The sequence below is a fragment of the Streptomyces sp. NPDC045678 genome (assembly GCF_056432085.1).
Map to the genome: position 1 here is coordinate 72,975 of NZ_JBWKJS010000007.1, position 15,638 is coordinate 88,612.

The following is a 15,638-nucleotide window of genomic DNA, read 5'->3' on the forward strand; positions in this document are numbered from 1 at the left end:
GCTTGTCAGGAGCACGGCGTAACCGGAATCCGGGCTGTCTCTTTGGCTGCGCCTCACGGGTCCTCAACCCACAAGGACCCACTGACTTCCCTCGGGAGGAACAAACGTGAGGATCAAGCGCACCATCCCCCACAACGGCATATCAAGACACACCCGTCTGCTCGCCGTGGCCACCGGGCTCGTGGCCGCCGGAGCGCTCGCCGTGCCCGCGGCCACCGCGCAGGACGGCACCGCGACCTTCAGCGCCGCGCAGCTCGAACAGGCCAGTGACGCCGTCCTCGGCGCCGATGTCGCCGGCACCGCCTGGGGCGTCGACCCGAAGACCAAGCAGGTCGTCGTGACCGCCGACAGCACGGTCTCCAAGGCCGAGATCGCGAAGCTCAAGGACGCGGCGGGAGCCAACGCCGACGCGCTGAAGATCGAGCGCACCCCGGGCACGTTCAAGAAGTACATCTCCGGCGGCGACGCGATCTACGCGAGCAGCTGGCGCTGTTCGCTCGGCTTCAACGTGCGCAACGGCAGCACCTACTACTTCCTGACCGCCGGTCACTGCACCGACGGCGCGGGCACCTGGTGGTCCAACTCGGCGAAGACCACCGTGCTCGGCACCACGTCGGGCTCGAGCTTCCCGACCAACGACTACGGCATCGTCAAGTACACGAACACCTCCGTCACCAAGTCCGGCACCGTGGGCAGCCAGGACATCACCCGCGCCGCCGACCCGACCGTCGGACAGAACGTCACCCGGCGCGGCTCCACGACCGGCACGCACAGCGGCCGTGTCACCGCGCTGAACCAGACCGTGAACTACGGCGGCGGTGACGTCGTCTACGGCATGATCAAGACCACGGTCTGCGCCGAGCCGGGCGACAGCGGCGGCCCGCTGTACTCGGGCTCCACGGCCCTCGGCCTGACCTCCGGCGGCAGCGGCAACTGCTCGTCGGGCGGCACCACGTTCTTCCAGCCGGTCACCGAGGCGCTGCGCGCGTACAACGTCAGCGTCTACTGACACAGCGCCCGCCGGCAGAGTCCCACCGCCACAGGCCCCCGTCCGGACACCGGTCGGGGGCTCGCTCTTGCCCGAGGGGCGAGCTACCTTCGAAGGAGCGCGCAACACGCCCAATTCGGACCCTGGGGGGCCGGCATGGTCGAGGAGCTGGTGGCGGTGGGGCTGACCCTCGGGTCGGTCGGAGCGGTCTACGCGATGGCGGCGGCGCGCGTCATCAAACAGTACGAGCGAGGTGTGGTGCTGCGCCTCGGAAAGCTCCAGAGCTCCGTGCGCGGACCGGGGTTCACCATGATCGTGCCCCTGGTGGACCGGCTCCGCCGGGTCAACATGCAGATCGTGACGATGCCGGTGCCCGCCCAGGACGGCATCACGCGCGACAACGTCACGGTCCGCGTCGACGCCGTCATCTACTTCAAGGTCATGGACGCCGCCGAGGCGGTCGTCGAGGTGGAGGACTACCGCTTCGCGGTCTCGCAGATGGCACAGACGTCGCTGCGCTCCATCATCGGCAAGAGCAACCTGGACGACCTGTTGTCCAACCGCGAGAAGCTCAACCAGGGCCTGGAGCTGATGATCGACTCCCCGGCCGTCGGGTGGGGCGTGCAGATCGACCGCGTCGAGATCAAGGACGTGTCGCTGCCCGAGACGATGAAGCGGTCCATGGCCCGACAGGCCGAGGCCGACCGCGAGCGGCGCGCCCGCGTCATCAACGCCGACGCCGAGCTCCAGGCCTCCAAGAAGCTCGCCGAGGCCGCCCACGAGATGTCCGAGGAGCCCGCCGCGCTCCAACTCCGGCTCCTGCAGACCGTGGTGGCCGTCGCCGCCGAGAAGAACTCCACCCTCGTCCTGCCCTTCCCCGTGGAGCTCCTCCGCTTCCTGGAGCGGGCCCAACAGGCCCTGCCGCAGCCGCAGCCGCAGCCGCAGCCGCAGCAGCAGTCGCAGGGGAACCACGCGGAGCCCGGAAAGCCGCCGGATTCCGGAGCGAGGGACGCGGAAGTCGGAGAGCCCGGCCCTTCCGCGGGGTCGAGATCCGGACAGGACTAGTCCTTACCGGCTGGCGACCGTTCCTCGCACGCGGTGTTTGCAACGGGGACCGACGTGCTGTGACCCGGCTCACTCAACGCACAAGGGGCGCACTGTCGTTCCCGCATGCGCGTCCTGAAGTGGACCTTGTGTGCGACCGGATGGCGTCGGGATAGTTAGCGAGGTCAACTTGGCATGGACGCGGCTAATTCAGCGTGGTGGTTCCGTGCTGCGCAAGACCCGCGACCCGCGAGGCCCCCACGCCGAACGGGTCGCTCCCCCCACAGGAGGTCGTGAGCTTTGAAGCACCGTCGCATACCCAAGCGCCGTGCCGCCGTGGCAGGCGCGGGCATCGCCGCGCTGGTCGCCGCGGGAATCACCTTCCAGACTGCGAACGCGAGCGAGAACTCCCCCACCCCCACCCCCGACACCCTCTCCGTGACCAAGGCCGGAAAGCTCGCCTCGTCCCTGGGCGAGGAGCTCGGCGCCGACGCCGCGGGCACGTACTACGACGCGAAGGCCAAGACCCTCGTCGTGAACGTGCTGAACGAGAGCGCGGCGGACACCGTCGAGTCGGCGGGCGGCAAGGCCAGAATCGTCGAGAACTCCCTCGCCGAGCTGAAGAGCGCCCGCGCCACGCTCGACGACAAGGCGGCCGTGCCCGGCACCTCGTGGGCGATGGACCCGGCCACCAACAAGGTCGTCGTCACGGCCGACCGCACGGTCAAGGGCGCGAAGCTCGACAAGGTCGGCTCGGTCGTGAAGAGCCTCGGCGGCAAGGCCGAACTCAAGCGCAGCAAGGGCGAGTACAAGGCCTTCATCGCCGGCGGCGACGCGATCTGGGGGAGCGGCTCGCGCTGCTCGCTCGGCTTCAACGTCGTCAAGGGCGGCGAGCCGTACTTCCTGACGGCGGGACACTGCGGCAACGCGGTGAAGAGCTGGTCCGACTCGCAGGGCGGCTCGGAGATCGGCGCCACGGAGGAGTCCAGCTTCCCGGGCAACGACTACGCCATCGTGAAGTACACGGCCGACACCCCGCACCCCAGCGAGGTGAACCTCTACGGCGGCACCCAGGCGATCAGCAAGGCCGGGGACGCCACGGTCGGGCAGAAGGTGACGCGCAGCGGCAGCACCACTCAGGTCCACGACGGTGACGTCACCGCGCTCGACGCCACGGTCAACTACCAGGAGGGCCAGGTCGACGGTCTGATCCAGACCACGGTCTGCGCCGAGCCCGGCGACAGCGGCGGCGCGCTCTTCGCCGGCGACACCGCGCTCGGTCTCACCTCGGGCGGCAGCGGCGACTGCTCGTCCGGCGGCGAGACCTTCTTCCAGCCGGTTCCGGAGGCCCTTTCGGCCTACGGGGCGGAAATCGGCTGACCTCGCAGGACGCTTGACGCCCCGCCCCCGCACCTGTGGGGGCGGGGCTTTCCGTATTTCTCGCATTTCTTGTGAAAGTTTTCACAAGCGCGCATGGGTCTAAAGTCACTTGGAGTTGACGCAGGTCAGGAGCGTCTTTGAAGGTGCCTGCTTCTCCCCGGAAGGACCTTCTTCCCTGCGGTTGGGGCCTTTTTCGGGGCCTCGCGGGACACGTTCAGGTGTGGAATTGAGGTGGAGTGAAAAGGGCTCGACGAATCCGATGAAGGAGTGCCGCCATGCAGGCCAACGAGATGGTGGACGGACTGGTCGAGAGGGCGCTCACGGCCCTCGAACGGTTCGCGACGTACGACCAGGAACAGGTCGACCACATCGTCAAGAAGGCCTCCCTCGCCGCGCTGAGCCGGCACGGGGAGCTCGCGCGGCAGGCGGTCGAGGAGACCGGCCGCGGCCTCTTCGAGGACAAGGCCGTCAAGAACCTCTTCGCCTGCGAGCACGTCGTCAACTCGCTGCGCGGACTGAGGACCGCGGGCGTCGTCTCCCGCGACGAACTGAACGGCGTCACCGAGATCGCCGAACCGGTGGGCGTCGTCTGCGCGATGACCCCGGTGACCAACCCGACCTCCACCACGATCTTCAAGGCGCTCATCGCCCTCAAGACCCGCAATCCGATCGTCTTCGCCTTCCACCCGAGCGCCCAGCGCTGCTCCGCCGAGGCCGCGCGGATCGTGCGGGACGCGGCGGTCGAGGCGGGCGCGCCCGAGGACTGCGTGCAGTGGGTCGAGGAACCCTCGATGGAGGCCACCGGTCTCCTCATGAACCACGACGGCATCTCCACGATCCTCGCCACCGGCGGCAACGCGATGGTGAAGGCCGCCTACTCCTGCGGCAAGCCCGCGCTGGGCGTCGGCGCGGGCAACGTACCCGCGTACGTCGCACGGAGCGGCAAGCTGCGGCGGGCCGTGCACGACATCGTGCTCTCCAAGGCCTTCGACCACGGCATGATCTGCGCCTCCGAGCAGGCCGTCATCCTCGACAGGGAGATCTACGACGAGGGGATCGAGGAGTTCCGGCGGCTCGGCGCGTACGTCGTCACGGCGGCCGAGAAGACCAAGCTGGAGGAGTTCGTCTTCGGCACGACCGCCTTCGCCAACAACTGCGCGGGCGCCAAGCTCAACGCGGACGTCGTCGGCAGGTCTCCTCAGTGGATCGCCGAACAGGCAGGGTTCGAGGTCCCCGAGGGCACGTCGGTGATCATCGCCGAGTGCGCGGAGGTCGGCGAGGGCGAACCGCTCACCCGCGAGAAGCTCTCCCCGGTCCTCGCCGCCCTGAAGGCCGACACCACCGAGCACGGCCTCGAACTGGCCGCGCAGATGGTCGAGTTCCACGGGCTCGGGCACAGCGCCGCCATCCATACCGAGGACGAGGAGCTCGCCGAGGAGTTCGGCAAGCGCGTCAAGGCGGTCCGCGTCATCGTCAACGCGCCCTCCACCTTCGGCGGCATCGGCGACGTCTACAACTCCTTCCTCCCCTCGCTCACCCTCGGCTGCGGCAGCTACGGACGCAACTCGGTGTCCAACAACGTCTCCGCGGTCAACCTGGTCAACATCAAGCGGATCGGACGGCGCAACAACAACATGCAGTGGTTCAAGGTCCCGCCGAAGATCTACTTCGAGCGCAACGCGCTGCGCTACCTCGGTGAGATGGACGGCATCAAGCGGGTCTCGATCGTCACCGACAAGACCATGTCGGCCCTCGGCTTCGTCACGCGCGTGACCGACATCCTCGCGGCCCGCCCCTCGGCCGTCACCGTCCAGGTCATCGACAACGTCGAGCCCAACCCGGAGCTCTCCACGGTGCGGGCGGGCGCCGCCCTGATGCGGGACTTCGAGCCGGACACGATCATCGCCCTCGGCGGCGGCTCGCCGATGGACGCGGCCAAGATCATGTGGCTCATGTACGAGCACCCGGAGGTCGAGTTCGCGGACACCAAGGAGAAGTTCTTCGACATCCGCAAGCGGGCGTTCAGGTTCCCCGGGCTCGGTGAGAAGGCACAGCTGGTGGCCGTCCCGACGACCTCGGGCACCGGCTCGGAGGTCACCCCGTTCGCGGTCATCTCCGACCCGGCGGCCGCGCAGAAGTACCCCCTCGCCGACTACGCACTCACCCCGAACGTCGCGATCGTCGACCCCGTCCTGCCGATGCGGCTCCCGGCGACCGTCACCGCCGACTCCGGCTTCGACGCGCTGACCCACGCCACGGAGGCGTACGTCTCGGCGTACGCGAACGACTACACCGACGGGCTCTGCCTCCAGGCCATCAAGCTGATCTTCGAGAACCTGGAGCGGTGCGTCGTGAACGGGGCGGAGGACCCCGAGGCGCGCGAGAAGATGCACAACGCCTCGACCGTCGCGGGCATGGCCTTCGCCAACGCCTTCCTCGGCCTGGTCCACGCCATGGCGCACACCCTCGGCAACACGTTCCACGTCGCCCACGGCCGCACCAACGCGCTGCTCCTGCCGCACGTCATTCGGCACAACGGCACGGTGTCCGGCAAGGCGACGCCCTGGCCGAAGGCCGAGGTGTACCGGGCGCCGGAGCGGTTCCAGGAGATCGCCCGGATGCTGGGCCTGCCGGCCTCGACCCCCGAGGAGGGCGTCGAGTCCTACGCCCGCGCGGTCGAGGAGCTGCGCGCCAAGTGCGGGATCCCCGCCTCGTTCCAGGAGGAGGGTGTGGACGAGGCGGCCTTCCTGGAGGCGCTGCCGCAGCAGGCGATGAACGCGTACGCGGACCAGTGCGCGCCGGCCAACCCGCGGATGCCGATGCTCTCCGAGATGGAGGCGTTGATGCGGCGGGCGTATTACGGGGACGGGGGAGGGGCCTGATCCCGGTTCCCGGCTGCGGGTCCGCTGTGGCTTGTCGCACAGTTCCCCGCGCCCCTATGAGGCGCCCCTTAAGGGGCGCCTCATCGTTTCGGCCAGTACCACAAGGGCTCGTCCAGGAGGCTCTCCCGGCCCGCCACTGTCGTTTGGCCCGACTCCTTTGTCAGCTCGATGGAGTTGACGTCGACCCGGTGGCGGGCCGCTCCCTTGGCCACCGCCTCGGCGAGAGGGCGGGCATGGGTCACCAGGACGACCTGTGTGTCCTGCGTCGCGGCGACGATCAGGTCCGCGAGCGGGCGCAGGAGGTCCGGGTGCAGGCTCGTCTCCGGCTCGTTCAGGACGAGCAGCGCGGGCGGCCGCGGGGTCAGGAGTGCGGCCGTCCACAGCAGATAGCGCAGCGTGCCGTCGGACAGCTCGGCGGGGCCCAGCGGGCGCAGCAGCCCGCGCTGGTGCAGCTGGAGCTCGAACCTGCCGCCGTTGTCGACGACGCGGACCCGGCTGCCGGGGAAGGCGTCGTCCACCGCGTCGTCGAGCGCCGCGTCGTCGCCGATCTCGCGGATGGTCTGGAGAGCGGCGGCCAGATCCGCGCCGTCGTGGGCGAGGACCGGCGTGCGGGTGCCGATGCGGGCGGCGCGGGCGGGCGCGTCGGCGTCGGTGCGCACGTGGTCGTAGAACCGCCAGGAGCGGATCAGCTCGCGCAGCCGCAGCAGGTCGGGTGCCAGCTGGGGGTCGGCGAACTCGCTCAGCATGCTGTCGTACGGACGGATGCCCTGGGTGCGGTGCCAGCCGCCGTCGGCCGTGCGGGTGCGCACCGCGGGGCCCGCGCGGTCGCAGAGTAGCGCCGCGGGCCGCAGGACGGGGCCCGCCCAGGTGGACTCGCGCTTGATCTCGGGGTCGAGCTGAAAGAGGGACGGCGCGCCCCGCGGGCCCGCGCCGCTGGACTGGGGGAGGCCGAAGTCGACCGCGTACCCGAACTCGTCGCCGGCGAAGCCGAGCCTCAGCCCGGTGGGCTCGGCCTTCCGTTCGCCCGCCCAGAGCGCGGACGGCAGGCCGCCCTCGCGGGCCAGGGCCGCGACCGCGCCGCCCGTGGCGGAGTCGGCGAGCAGACGCAGAGAGCGGTACAGGCTGGACTTGCCCGTGCCGTTCGCCCCCGTGATCACGTTCAGCCGGTCCAGCGGGACGATCAGCTTGCGCAGGGAGCGGTAGTTCTCGACGGCGAGTGTGCGGATCATGCGTCTCAGCCTCGCACCCGGGTCTGACAACGCCCGTCGCGGATCGGGGGCGCCCGGCGCTCACGTCATCAGAGGCGGCTGCTGCCGCTGCCGTAGTTCGTGCCGCTGAGGTCGATGGTGCCGTTGTTGTGCGTCTTGCGCCGGGCGGACAGGGCGAGGGTGACGACGACGCCGAGGACGGCCCAGGCGGAGAGGACGAGGAGCGCCCGGGTGACCGAGTTCCCCTCGAAGTACGCGATGGAGCGGGCGACCCAGGTGCCCGCGCCCGGCGGCAGCCAGGGCCCGATCGCCTCCCAGAAGGGCGGCAGCATCGGCAGCGGGAAGGCGCCGCCCGCGCTGGGGTTGCCCGCGATGACGACGAGGAGGACGGCCAGGCCGATGCCGACGATGCCGGTGAGCGACTGTAGGGCGAGGGTGATCGCGCCGACCCCGAAGATCACCAGGGCGCCGAGCCCCCACAGGCCGAGGACGCTGCCGGGCAGGGCGCCGAGGATCGGCCCGATGATGACCGCGCCGCCGAGCCCGCCGACGATCGAGTAGAGCGCCATGGTGCCGAGCCTGATGACCGCGCGCGGCACGTTGGAGGCCCGGGAGCCCGCGCTGATCGCGAGGATCGACGCGCACAGATAGCCGCCGACGCACCAGCCGACGACCAGGTAGAACGACGAGAGGCCGTTGAAGTCCTGGCCCGACGCGGGGGCCACGTCGACGGTCTTCACGGTGCGCTTCTCGGCGGCGTCGACGTCGGTGGCGAGGGTGGTGAGGGTCCTGGAGAGGGCGGTGCCGCCGCCGGACGCGACCAGGAGGGTGTCGGTCGAGCCGCGCGGGTCGACGAGCAGGGCGCCGTCGATGTCGCGGTTCATGATCTGGTGGCGTGCCGCCGCCTCGTCCTTGAGGACGCGCGGGTCGAGCGGGTCGCCGGGGAGCTTCTTCAGCCGGTCGGCGGTCTGCTCGGCCGCGGCCCCGGGGGCGACGACTCCGAAGGGCACGTCTGTCGGTTTCGGGTTGTGCAGGGCTCCTACGTAGGAGGCGATGAACAGCAGCTGCAGGGCGAGTACGCCGATGACGAGCAGGGCTGCTCGCGGAGTGACGGCGCTCTTCAATTCGTCGGCGAACCTCATGCCTCCACGCTCCGGGGTGCGGGGCGTTCGCGCAGGTGGGATGGGCCGAACGGACGATGCGGAGGCGGCTGGGGCAGCCCTCGCACGCTAATCGAACGTATGTGTCGTACGTGTATTCGAAACTGGTCTATGGTGGGAGACGGGGGATGCCAGATCGGATCGGTTCGGAGTTTCAGGAGGTGCGTGTGCCCGGGTTCACGCATCTGCACACCGTCTCCGGTTTCTCCCTGCGGTACGGCGCGTCGCACCCGGAGCGGCTCGCCGAGCGCGCCGCCGAACGCGGCATGGACGCCCTCGCGCTCACCGACCGGGACACCCTCGCGGGCGCCGTCCGGTTCGCCAAGGCCGCGGCCAAGGCGGGCGTACGGCCGCTGTTCGGGGCCGAGCTCGCGGTGGGCGCGCCCGCCCCCGCGAGGGGTGAGCACCGGCGGGCCCCCGTGCGCGGCGGCGCCTTCATCGACGAGTCGACCCCCCGCGTCACCTTCCTCGCCAGGGACGGCGCCACCGGCTGGGCCGCGCTCTGCCGCCTGGTCACCGCCGCGCACCGCGACGGCACGGCGGAGGGGCAGCCCGTCCTGCCCTGGCAGGAGAACCACGGCGAAGGCCTCACCGTGCTGCTCGGCCCCGCCTCCGACGTGGGCCGTGCACTCACCGCGGGCCGCCCCGACCGGGCCGCCCGCCTCCTCGCCCCCTGGCGCGAGCGGTACGGCGACGCGCTGCGCCTGGAATCCGTCTGGCACGGCCGCGAAGGCACGGGCCCCGGCTCCCTGCGCCTGGCCGCGCGCACCGTCGGCTTCGCCGCCGAGCAGGGCGTGCGCCCCGTCCTGAGTAACGCCGTGCGCTACGCCGACCCCGGCCAGGGCCCCGTCGCCGACGTCCTCGACGCCGCCCGCCGCCTCGTCCCCATCGACCCGACCAAGGAACTCGACAGCGGCGAGCGGTGGCTGAAGGGCGCCGACGCCATGCTGCACGTCGCCGAACGCGTCGTCGAGGCCGCGGGCTTCCGCCGCGACACCGCCCACCGCCTCGTCGAACAGACCGGGGCGGCCGCCGCCGAATGCCTCGTCGACCCCGAGGACGACATCGGTATCGGCTCCGTACGCTTCCCCGAACCGCACCTCGTCGGCGCGGGGCGCCGCACCGCGCAGCGCGTCCTCGCCTCGCGGGCCGCGGCGGGCATGGTGCTGCGCGGCTACGACTCGCGGCGCGACTACTGGGAGCGGATGCACCATGAGCTGGACATCATCGACCACCACGGATACGCCTCCTACTTCCTGACCGTGGCCCAGGTCGTCGACGACGTGCGGGACCTGGGCATCCGGGTCGCGGCGCGCGGCTCGGGCGCCGGATCCCTGGTCAACCACCTCATCGGCATCGCGCACGCCGACCCCGTCGAGCACGGGCTGCTCATGGAGCGGTTCCTGTCCAAGCGGCGGCACGTCCTGCCGGACATCGACATCGACGTCGAGTCGGCCCGCCGCCTCGAGGTCTACCGCGCGATCATCGGCCGCTTCGGACCCGAGCGCGTCGCGACGGTCGCCATGCCCGAGACGTACCGGGTGCGCCATGCCGTACGCGACGTGGGCGCCGCCCTGTCCATGGACCCGGCCGACATCGACCGGATCGCCAAGGCCTTCCCGCACGTCCGCGCCCGCGACGCCCGCTCCGCGATGAAGGAGCTGCCCGAACTCCGGGCGATCGCCGAGGAACTGGGCGACCGCGACCGGCTGTGGGACCTCGTCGAGGCGCTGGACGCGCTGCCGCGCGGTGTCGCCATGCACCCGTGCGGGGTGCTGCTCTCCGACGCCTCGCTGCTCGCCCGCACCCCCGTGATGCCGACCAGCGGCGAGGGGCTGCCCATGTCGCAGTTCGACAAGGACGACGTCGAGGACCTCGGCCTGCTCAAGCTGGACGTGCTCGGCGTGCGGATGCAGTCGGCGATGGCGCACGCGGTGGCGGAGGTCGAGCGGGCCACGGGCACCGCCGTGGACCTCGACGACCCGCGCCAGGTGCCGCCGGGCGATCCGGCGACGTACCGGCTGATCAAGTCCACCGAGACGCTGGGGTGCTTCCAGATCGAGTCGCCGGGCCAGCGCGACCTGGTCGGGCGGCTCCAGCCGGCGACCTTCCACGACCTGGTGGTCGACATCTCGCTGTTCCGTCCTGGCCCGGTCGCCGCGGACATGGTGCGGCCCTTCATCGAGTCCAGGCACGGCCGCGCGCCCGTCCGCTATCCGCACCCCGACCTCGCGGAGCCGCTGAAGGAGACGTACGGCGTCGTCGTCTTCCACGAGCAGGTCATCCAGATCGTCGACATCATGACCGGCTGCGGGCGCGACGAGGCGGACCGGGTGCGGCGCGGACTCTCCGACCCCGAGTCGCAGGGCCGGATCCGCTTCTGGTTCGCGCAGCACGCGGCGGCCAGGGGGTACGACGCGGAGACCATCGGCCGCACCTGGGGGATCGTCGAGGCCTTCGGCTCGTACGGCTTCTGCAAGGCGCACGCGGTGGCCTTCGCCGTGCCCACCTACCAGTCGGCGTGGCTGAAGGCCCATCACCCGGCCGCGTTCTACGCCGGGTTGCTCACGCACGACCCCGGGATGTACCCGAAGCGGCTGCTGCTCGCGGACGCGCGGCGGAGGGGGGTGCCGATCCTTCCCCTGGACGTGAACCGGTCGGCGGTCGCTCACCGTATCGAACTGGTGTCCGGTTCCGAGGGGGCGCCGGACCGGTGGGGGCTGCGGCTCGCGCTCTCCGACGTGCACGGCATCAGCGAGGCCGAGGCCGCCCGGATCGCCGACGGTCAGCCCTACACCTCGCTCGTCGACTTCTGGGAGCGCGCCAGGCCCTCCAAGCCGGTCGCGCAGCGGCTCGCGCAGGTCGGCGCGCTCGACGCGTTCGGCGCCAACCGCCGCGACCTGCAGTTGCACCTGGCCGAGCTGCGGCGCGGCGCGCGCGGCGCGGCCGGCGCCCAACTTCCCTTGGAGGGCGGGCGGAAGACGGCCCCCGCGGGCCTGCCCGACCTGGACGACGCGGAGCGGCTCAGCGCCGAACTCGGCGTCCTCGGCATGGACTCCTCGCGCCACCTCATGGGCGACCACCGCGCCTTCCTCGAGGAGCTCGGGGCCCTCAGTGCCAAGCGTCTGCGCGAGGCCGAACACGGGGCGACCGTCCTGGTCGCGGGCGCCAAGGCCGCCACGCAGACCCCGCCGATCCGCTCCGGCAAGCGCGTCATCTTCACCACCCTGGACGACGGCACGGGCCTGGTCGACCTGGCCTTCTTCGACGACGCCCACGAGCGGTGCGCGCACACCGTCTTCCACTCCTGGCTGCTGCTCGTGCGCGGCGTGGTGCAGCGCCGCGGGCCGCGCAGTCTCAGCGTGGTGGGCGCGGCGGCGTGGAACCTGGCGGAGCTGGTGGAGGTGCGCGCGGAGGGCGGCCTCGACGCGGTGGCGCAGCGGCTCGCGGAGCCGGAACCGGAACCGGAACCAGAGCCGGAGCCGGAGCCGGAGACGGAGACGGAGCCGGAGCCGGAGACGGAGTCGGGCCCGGTGGCGGAGTCGGGCCCGGTGGCGAAGGGGCGCCGCATCCGCCTGCCCAACGGTTACGAGATGCACCCCTGGGCGGATCTGCGCCCGGCGGGCGAAGGGACGGCGACGACGAGGAAGCTGTGGCACCAGAGCCCTGGGAGCGCGGGATGAACAACGGGGAGCGCGGGACGGACGACGGGGAGCGCGGGACGGGCAGCGGCATCACCACCCTCTACGTACGCTTCATGCTGCCTCCCATGTACGAAGCGGTGCTTCCCCAACTCCTCACTCTGCTTGGTGAGTTCACCCCGCAGGTCGAGGCGCTCCCGCCCGACGCCGCGCTCGTCGACGTACGGGGCGCGCGGCGGTACTTCGGACGTGGCGCCGTCGACCTCGCCGCGCTGATCCGGGTGCGGGCGCTCGCGCTGTACGGGGTGGAGTGCGCGATCGGCGCCGGACCCGGGCCGATGCTGGCGCGGATGGCCGCGCGCGGCGCCGCCCCCGGCGTGACCCGCTCGGTACCCGAAGGGGAGGACGGTGTACGGGAGTTCCTCGCCGACCGGCCGGTCGGCGAGCTGCCCGGCATCGGCCGCGCCACCGCCCGCACCCTCTGCGAGTACGGCCTCGACTCCCTCGGGAAGGTCGGCGCCGCGCCCCTGTCCACCCTGCAGCGGCTCGTCGGCGCCCGCGCGGGACGCGAGCTGAGCGAGAAGGCGCGGGGCGTCGACCGCACCCGGGTCGTGCCGAACGCCGCCGCGCGCTCGCTCTCCGTCGAACGGCCCTTCTCCCGCGACGAGCTGGACCCCTTCCGGCACCGCCGCGCGCTGCTCTCCGGCGCGGAGGAGCTGGGGGCGCGGATGCGCGGCGAGGACCAGGTGTGCCGAACGCTGGTCCTCGCGGTGCGGTACGCCGACCGCACGGGCTACTCGACGATCACTCGCTCAAGGGCCCTCCCCGAGCGGACCGCCCACTCCACCGAGCTGGCCAAGACCGCGTACCGCATGTACGAGGCGCTGGGCCTCCAGCGGGCCAGGGTGCGCGCCCTCTCCCTGCGTGCCGAGGGCCTCGCCCCCGCCGAACACGCCACCCACCAGCTGTCGTTCGACCCGACGGACGAGAGGGCCCGCCGCATCGAGGAGGTCGCCGACCGGGCGCGGGCGAAGTTCGGTCCTGGCGCGATCGTGCCGGGGACGCTGGCGGCGTGACCTGCGTGTGGTGTGCGGCGTGACTTCCGTACGGCGCGACTTCCTTGCGGTGTGCGACGTGACCTCTGCGCCGCACGCTCGTTGGTGCGTCCGTGAACCCTGCCAGTGATCGCTGGAACTTTTACCGACGCGTAACTTCACTCCTGCACTACTCGCGCGTAGCTTGTCGTGCACGCAACATCCTGGTGATCCGGATCACAGGGCATCGCATTCCGTCGTCGCACCTCCCCAGAGCCGAGCCGCAAGGAGATCACACGATGCTGCCCTGGAGACGAGCGCTGCGCGCGCTCGCCGCCGCCCTGCTCGTCACGGGCGCGGTCACCCTCACCCCCGCCGCCACGGCCGCGGCCGACACGCCGCAGGCTCCGTCGACGTCGACGTCGAGGGGCTGGAACGACTACGACTGCAAGCCGTCCGCCGCGCACCCCCGCCCGGTCGTCCTCGTGCACGGCACGTTCGGGAACTCCGTCGACAACTGGCTCGTCCTCGCGCCCTATCTGGTCAAGCGCGGCTACTGCGTCTACTCCCTGGACTACGGCCAGCTGCCGGGCGTCCCGCTCTTCAACGGCCTCGGTCCCATCGACAAGTCGGCCGGGCAGCTCGACGTCTTCGTCGACAAGGTGCTCGCCTCGACGGGCGCGAAGAAGGCGGACCTCGTCGGGCACTCGCAGGGCGGCATGATGCCGCGCCACTACCTCAAGTTCCTCGGCGGCGCCGCCAAGGTGAACGCCCTGATCGGCCTCGCCCCCGACAACCACGGCACCACGCTGCTGGGCCTCACCAAACTGCTGCCGTACTTCCCCGGCGTCGAGGACCTGCTGACCACGAAGACCCCGAGCCTCGCCGACCAGGTCGCGGGATCGCCCTTCCTGACCAGGCTCAACGAGGGCGGCGACACGGTGCCCGGCGTGCGCTACACCGTCATCGCCACCCAGTACGACGAGGTCGTCACCCCGTACCGCACCCAGTTCCTGAACGGCCCGGACGTCCACAACGTCACCCTCCAGGACCTGTGCCCCGTGGCCCTGTCCGAGCACGTCGCGATCGGCATCCTGGACCGCGTCGCCCACCACGAGGTGGCCAACGCCCTCGACCCGGCGCACGCGACACCGAGCACGTGCCTGTCGTGACACGTGCCCGGCGTCGTTTCCGCTGACTCCGTTCCGCTGACTCGTCCGGGGCTCAGCGGCCGTGGCGTCCGGCGGCCCGGCGGCGGGTCGTGGCGAACATCGCCGCGGCGCCGATGGCCAGGATGGCGGCGCCGCCCATCGCGATGTACGGCGTGGTGCTGTCGCCGCCGGTCTCGGCGAGGTTGCCGTCCGCCGTGGTGACCGGCTTCTCGGCGCCGCCGTTCACCTCGGGCCGGTTGTCGCCGGCCGCCTCGTCCGCGGCCGGGGCGGCGGGCGCGGGGGCGGTGGCCTCGGCGCCCGTCTCGGCGTCGGCGTCCCCGTGGCCGTGGTGCTCGACGGAGGACTTGTCGGCGCCGGCCTCGATGTCCTGGTCGGTGGGCGCGGAGGCGGCGGGGGCAGGAGCGGAGCCGCCCGAACCCCCGTTGTCCTTCCCGAAGACGACGTCGGAGCAGGTGTAGAAGGCCTCGGGGGAATCGGAGCGCTGCCAGATCGAGTAGATCAGGTGCCGGCCCTCACGGGCGGGGATCTTGCCGTCGAAGACGTAGTCGCCGTTCTCCATCTTCGGGTCGGTGACCTTGACGAAGGGCTTCTCCTCCAGGTCCGACCACTTCAGGGGCTTCGACGGGTCGTACGACTCCTTCGTGACGAACAGCTCGAAGGAGCCCTTGTGCGGGGCGGTGCCCTTGTAGCGGAACGTGTGGTCGCCCGCGGCCAGCTTGCTGGACGGCCAGTCGGCGCGCGGCAGGTCCAGGCCCTTGTACTTGTCGTTCCCGGCGCTGCACAGCTTCCCGTCCGGGATGATCTCCTTCGACTTCCCGGCGGCGTTGGCGATGTTCACGCCGTTCCAGTCGTAGAAGGCCTGCGCGCCACTGGCCGCGACCGCCGCCTTGCAGGCGGCCGACCTGGGGGACTCCGGCCCCTCCTGGAAGCAGGCGGAGACCCGGCTGACCGGGTCCGTCATCGAGCCGTGCGCGGCGGCGGGCGTGACCGAAAGGGCGGTCAGGGCGAGCGGCGCGACACCGGCGGCGGCGATGCTTGCGACCTTGCGGCGTGCAGACATGACGGTTCTCCTCAAACGGTGGTTCAGGGGGACACGGGGCAGTGGCGAACGGGCGGCACGGCCCCCCGA

General features: G+C 71.4%; 10 protein-coding genes. 7 read left to right on the plus strand and 3 right to left on the minus strand.

Features of this window, described 5'->3' with window-relative positions; translation table 11 throughout:
• Positions 1–106: 106 nt before the first annotated feature.
• The 4 genes from AC07DO_RS24415 (at position 107) to adhE (ending at position 6,294) form a co-directional block, all read left to right on the plus strand.
• The gene (locus AC07DO_RS24415) at positions 107–1,009 is read left to right on the plus strand and encodes a S1 family peptidase (protein ID WP_479062596.1); all 903 of its coding nucleotides are present in this window, start codon (positions 107–109) and stop codon (positions 1,007–1,009) included.
• A gap of 135 nt (positions 1,010–1,144) precedes the next feature.
• Positions 1,145–2,053 carry a slipin family protein gene (locus AC07DO_RS24420; RefSeq protein ID WP_479062597.1) on the plus strand — a complete coding sequence of 303 codons (909 nt, stop codon included), beginning with the start codon at positions 1,145–1,147 and terminating at the stop codon, positions 2,051–2,053.
• A 279-nt stretch (positions 2,054–2,332) separates the two neighbouring features.
• Entirely contained in the window at positions 2,333–3,412 is a 1,080-nt protein-coding gene (locus AC07DO_RS24425) for a S1 family peptidase (RefSeq protein WP_479062598.1), read from the plus strand.
• A gap of 275 nt (positions 3,413–3,687) precedes the next feature.
• Positions 3,688–6,294 carry a bifunctional acetaldehyde-CoA/alcohol dehydrogenase gene (adhE, locus tag AC07DO_RS24430; protein WP_479062599.1) on the plus strand — a complete coding sequence of 869 codons (2,607 nt, stop codon included), beginning with the start codon at positions 3,688–3,690 and terminating at the stop codon, positions 6,292–6,294.
• A gap of 80 nt (positions 6,295–6,374) precedes the next feature.
• On the opposite strand, the gene AC07DO_RS24435 is transcribed toward adhE, so the two are convergent.
• Together AC07DO_RS24435 and AC07DO_RS24440 are read right to left on the minus strand one after the other, a co-directional pair.
• A complete protein-coding gene (locus tag AC07DO_RS24435) occupies positions 6,375–7,523 on the minus strand; it encodes an AAA family ATPase (protein WP_479062601.1) in 1,149 nt (382 codons plus the stop codon).
• Positions 7,524–7,591: 68 nt separating this feature from the next.
• Positions 7,592–8,644 carry an ABC-2 transporter permease gene (locus AC07DO_RS24440; RefSeq protein ID WP_479062602.1) on the minus strand — a complete coding sequence of 351 codons (1,053 nt, stop codon included), beginning with the start codon at positions 8,642–8,644 and terminating at the stop codon, positions 7,592–7,594.
• Positions 8,645–8,829: 185 nt separating this feature from the next.
• Here AC07DO_RS24440 and AC07DO_RS24445 point away from each other — a divergent pair, with 185 nt between their 5' ends.
• From AC07DO_RS24445 to AC07DO_RS24455, 3 genes are all read left to right on the plus strand, one after another.
• Positions 8,830–12,345, plus strand: coding sequence for a DNA polymerase III subunit alpha (locus AC07DO_RS24445; RefSeq protein ID WP_479062603.1), 3,516 nt, complete (start codon positions 8,830–8,832; stop codon positions 12,343–12,345).
• A 50-nt stretch (positions 12,346–12,395) separates the two neighbouring features.
• On the plus strand, positions 12,396–13,379 hold the full coding sequence (locus AC07DO_RS24450; RefSeq protein ID WP_479063236.1) for a DNA polymerase Y family protein: 984 nt from the start codon (positions 12,396–12,398) through the stop codon (positions 13,377–13,379).
• A gap of 257 nt (positions 13,380–13,636) precedes the next feature.
• A complete protein-coding gene (locus AC07DO_RS24455; protein ID WP_479062604.1) occupies positions 13,637–14,509 on the plus strand; it encodes an esterase/lipase family protein in 873 nt (290 codons plus the stop codon).
• 52 nt (positions 14,510–14,561) lie between these two features.
• Here AC07DO_RS24455 and AC07DO_RS24460 read toward each other — a convergent pair whose 3' ends face one another.
• Positions 14,562–15,569, minus strand: coding sequence for a lytic polysaccharide monooxygenase (locus AC07DO_RS24460; protein ID WP_479062605.1), 1,008 nt, complete (start codon positions 15,567–15,569; stop codon positions 14,562–14,564).
• Positions 15,570–15,638: the final 69 nt, after the last annotated feature.

Bases quoted from the DNA above. Each gene is read 5' to 3' on its own strand.
- AC07DO_RS24420 (WP_479062597.1), top strand. From the start codon at position 1,145: ATGGTCGAGGAGCTGGTGGCGGTGGGGCTGACCCTCGGGTCGGTCGGA.
- adhE (WP_479062599.1), top strand. From the start codon at position 3,688: ATGCAGGCCAACGAGATGGTGGACGGACTGGTCGAGAGGGCGCTCACG.
- AC07DO_RS24435 (WP_479062601.1), bottom strand. From the start codon at position 7,523: ATGATCCGCACACTCGCCGTCGAGAACTACCGCTCCCTGCGCAAGCTG.
- AC07DO_RS24440 (WP_479062602.1), bottom strand. From the start codon at position 8,644: ATGAGGTTCGCCGACGAATTGAAGAGCGCCGTCACTCCGCGAGCAGCC.
- AC07DO_RS24455 (WP_479062604.1), top strand. From the start codon at position 13,637: ATGCTGCCCTGGAGACGAGCGCTGCGCGCGCTCGCCGCCGCCCTGCTC.
- AC07DO_RS24460 (WP_479062605.1), bottom strand. From the start codon at position 15,569: ATGTCTGCACGCCGCAAGGTCGCAAGCATCGCCGCCGCCGGTGTCGCG.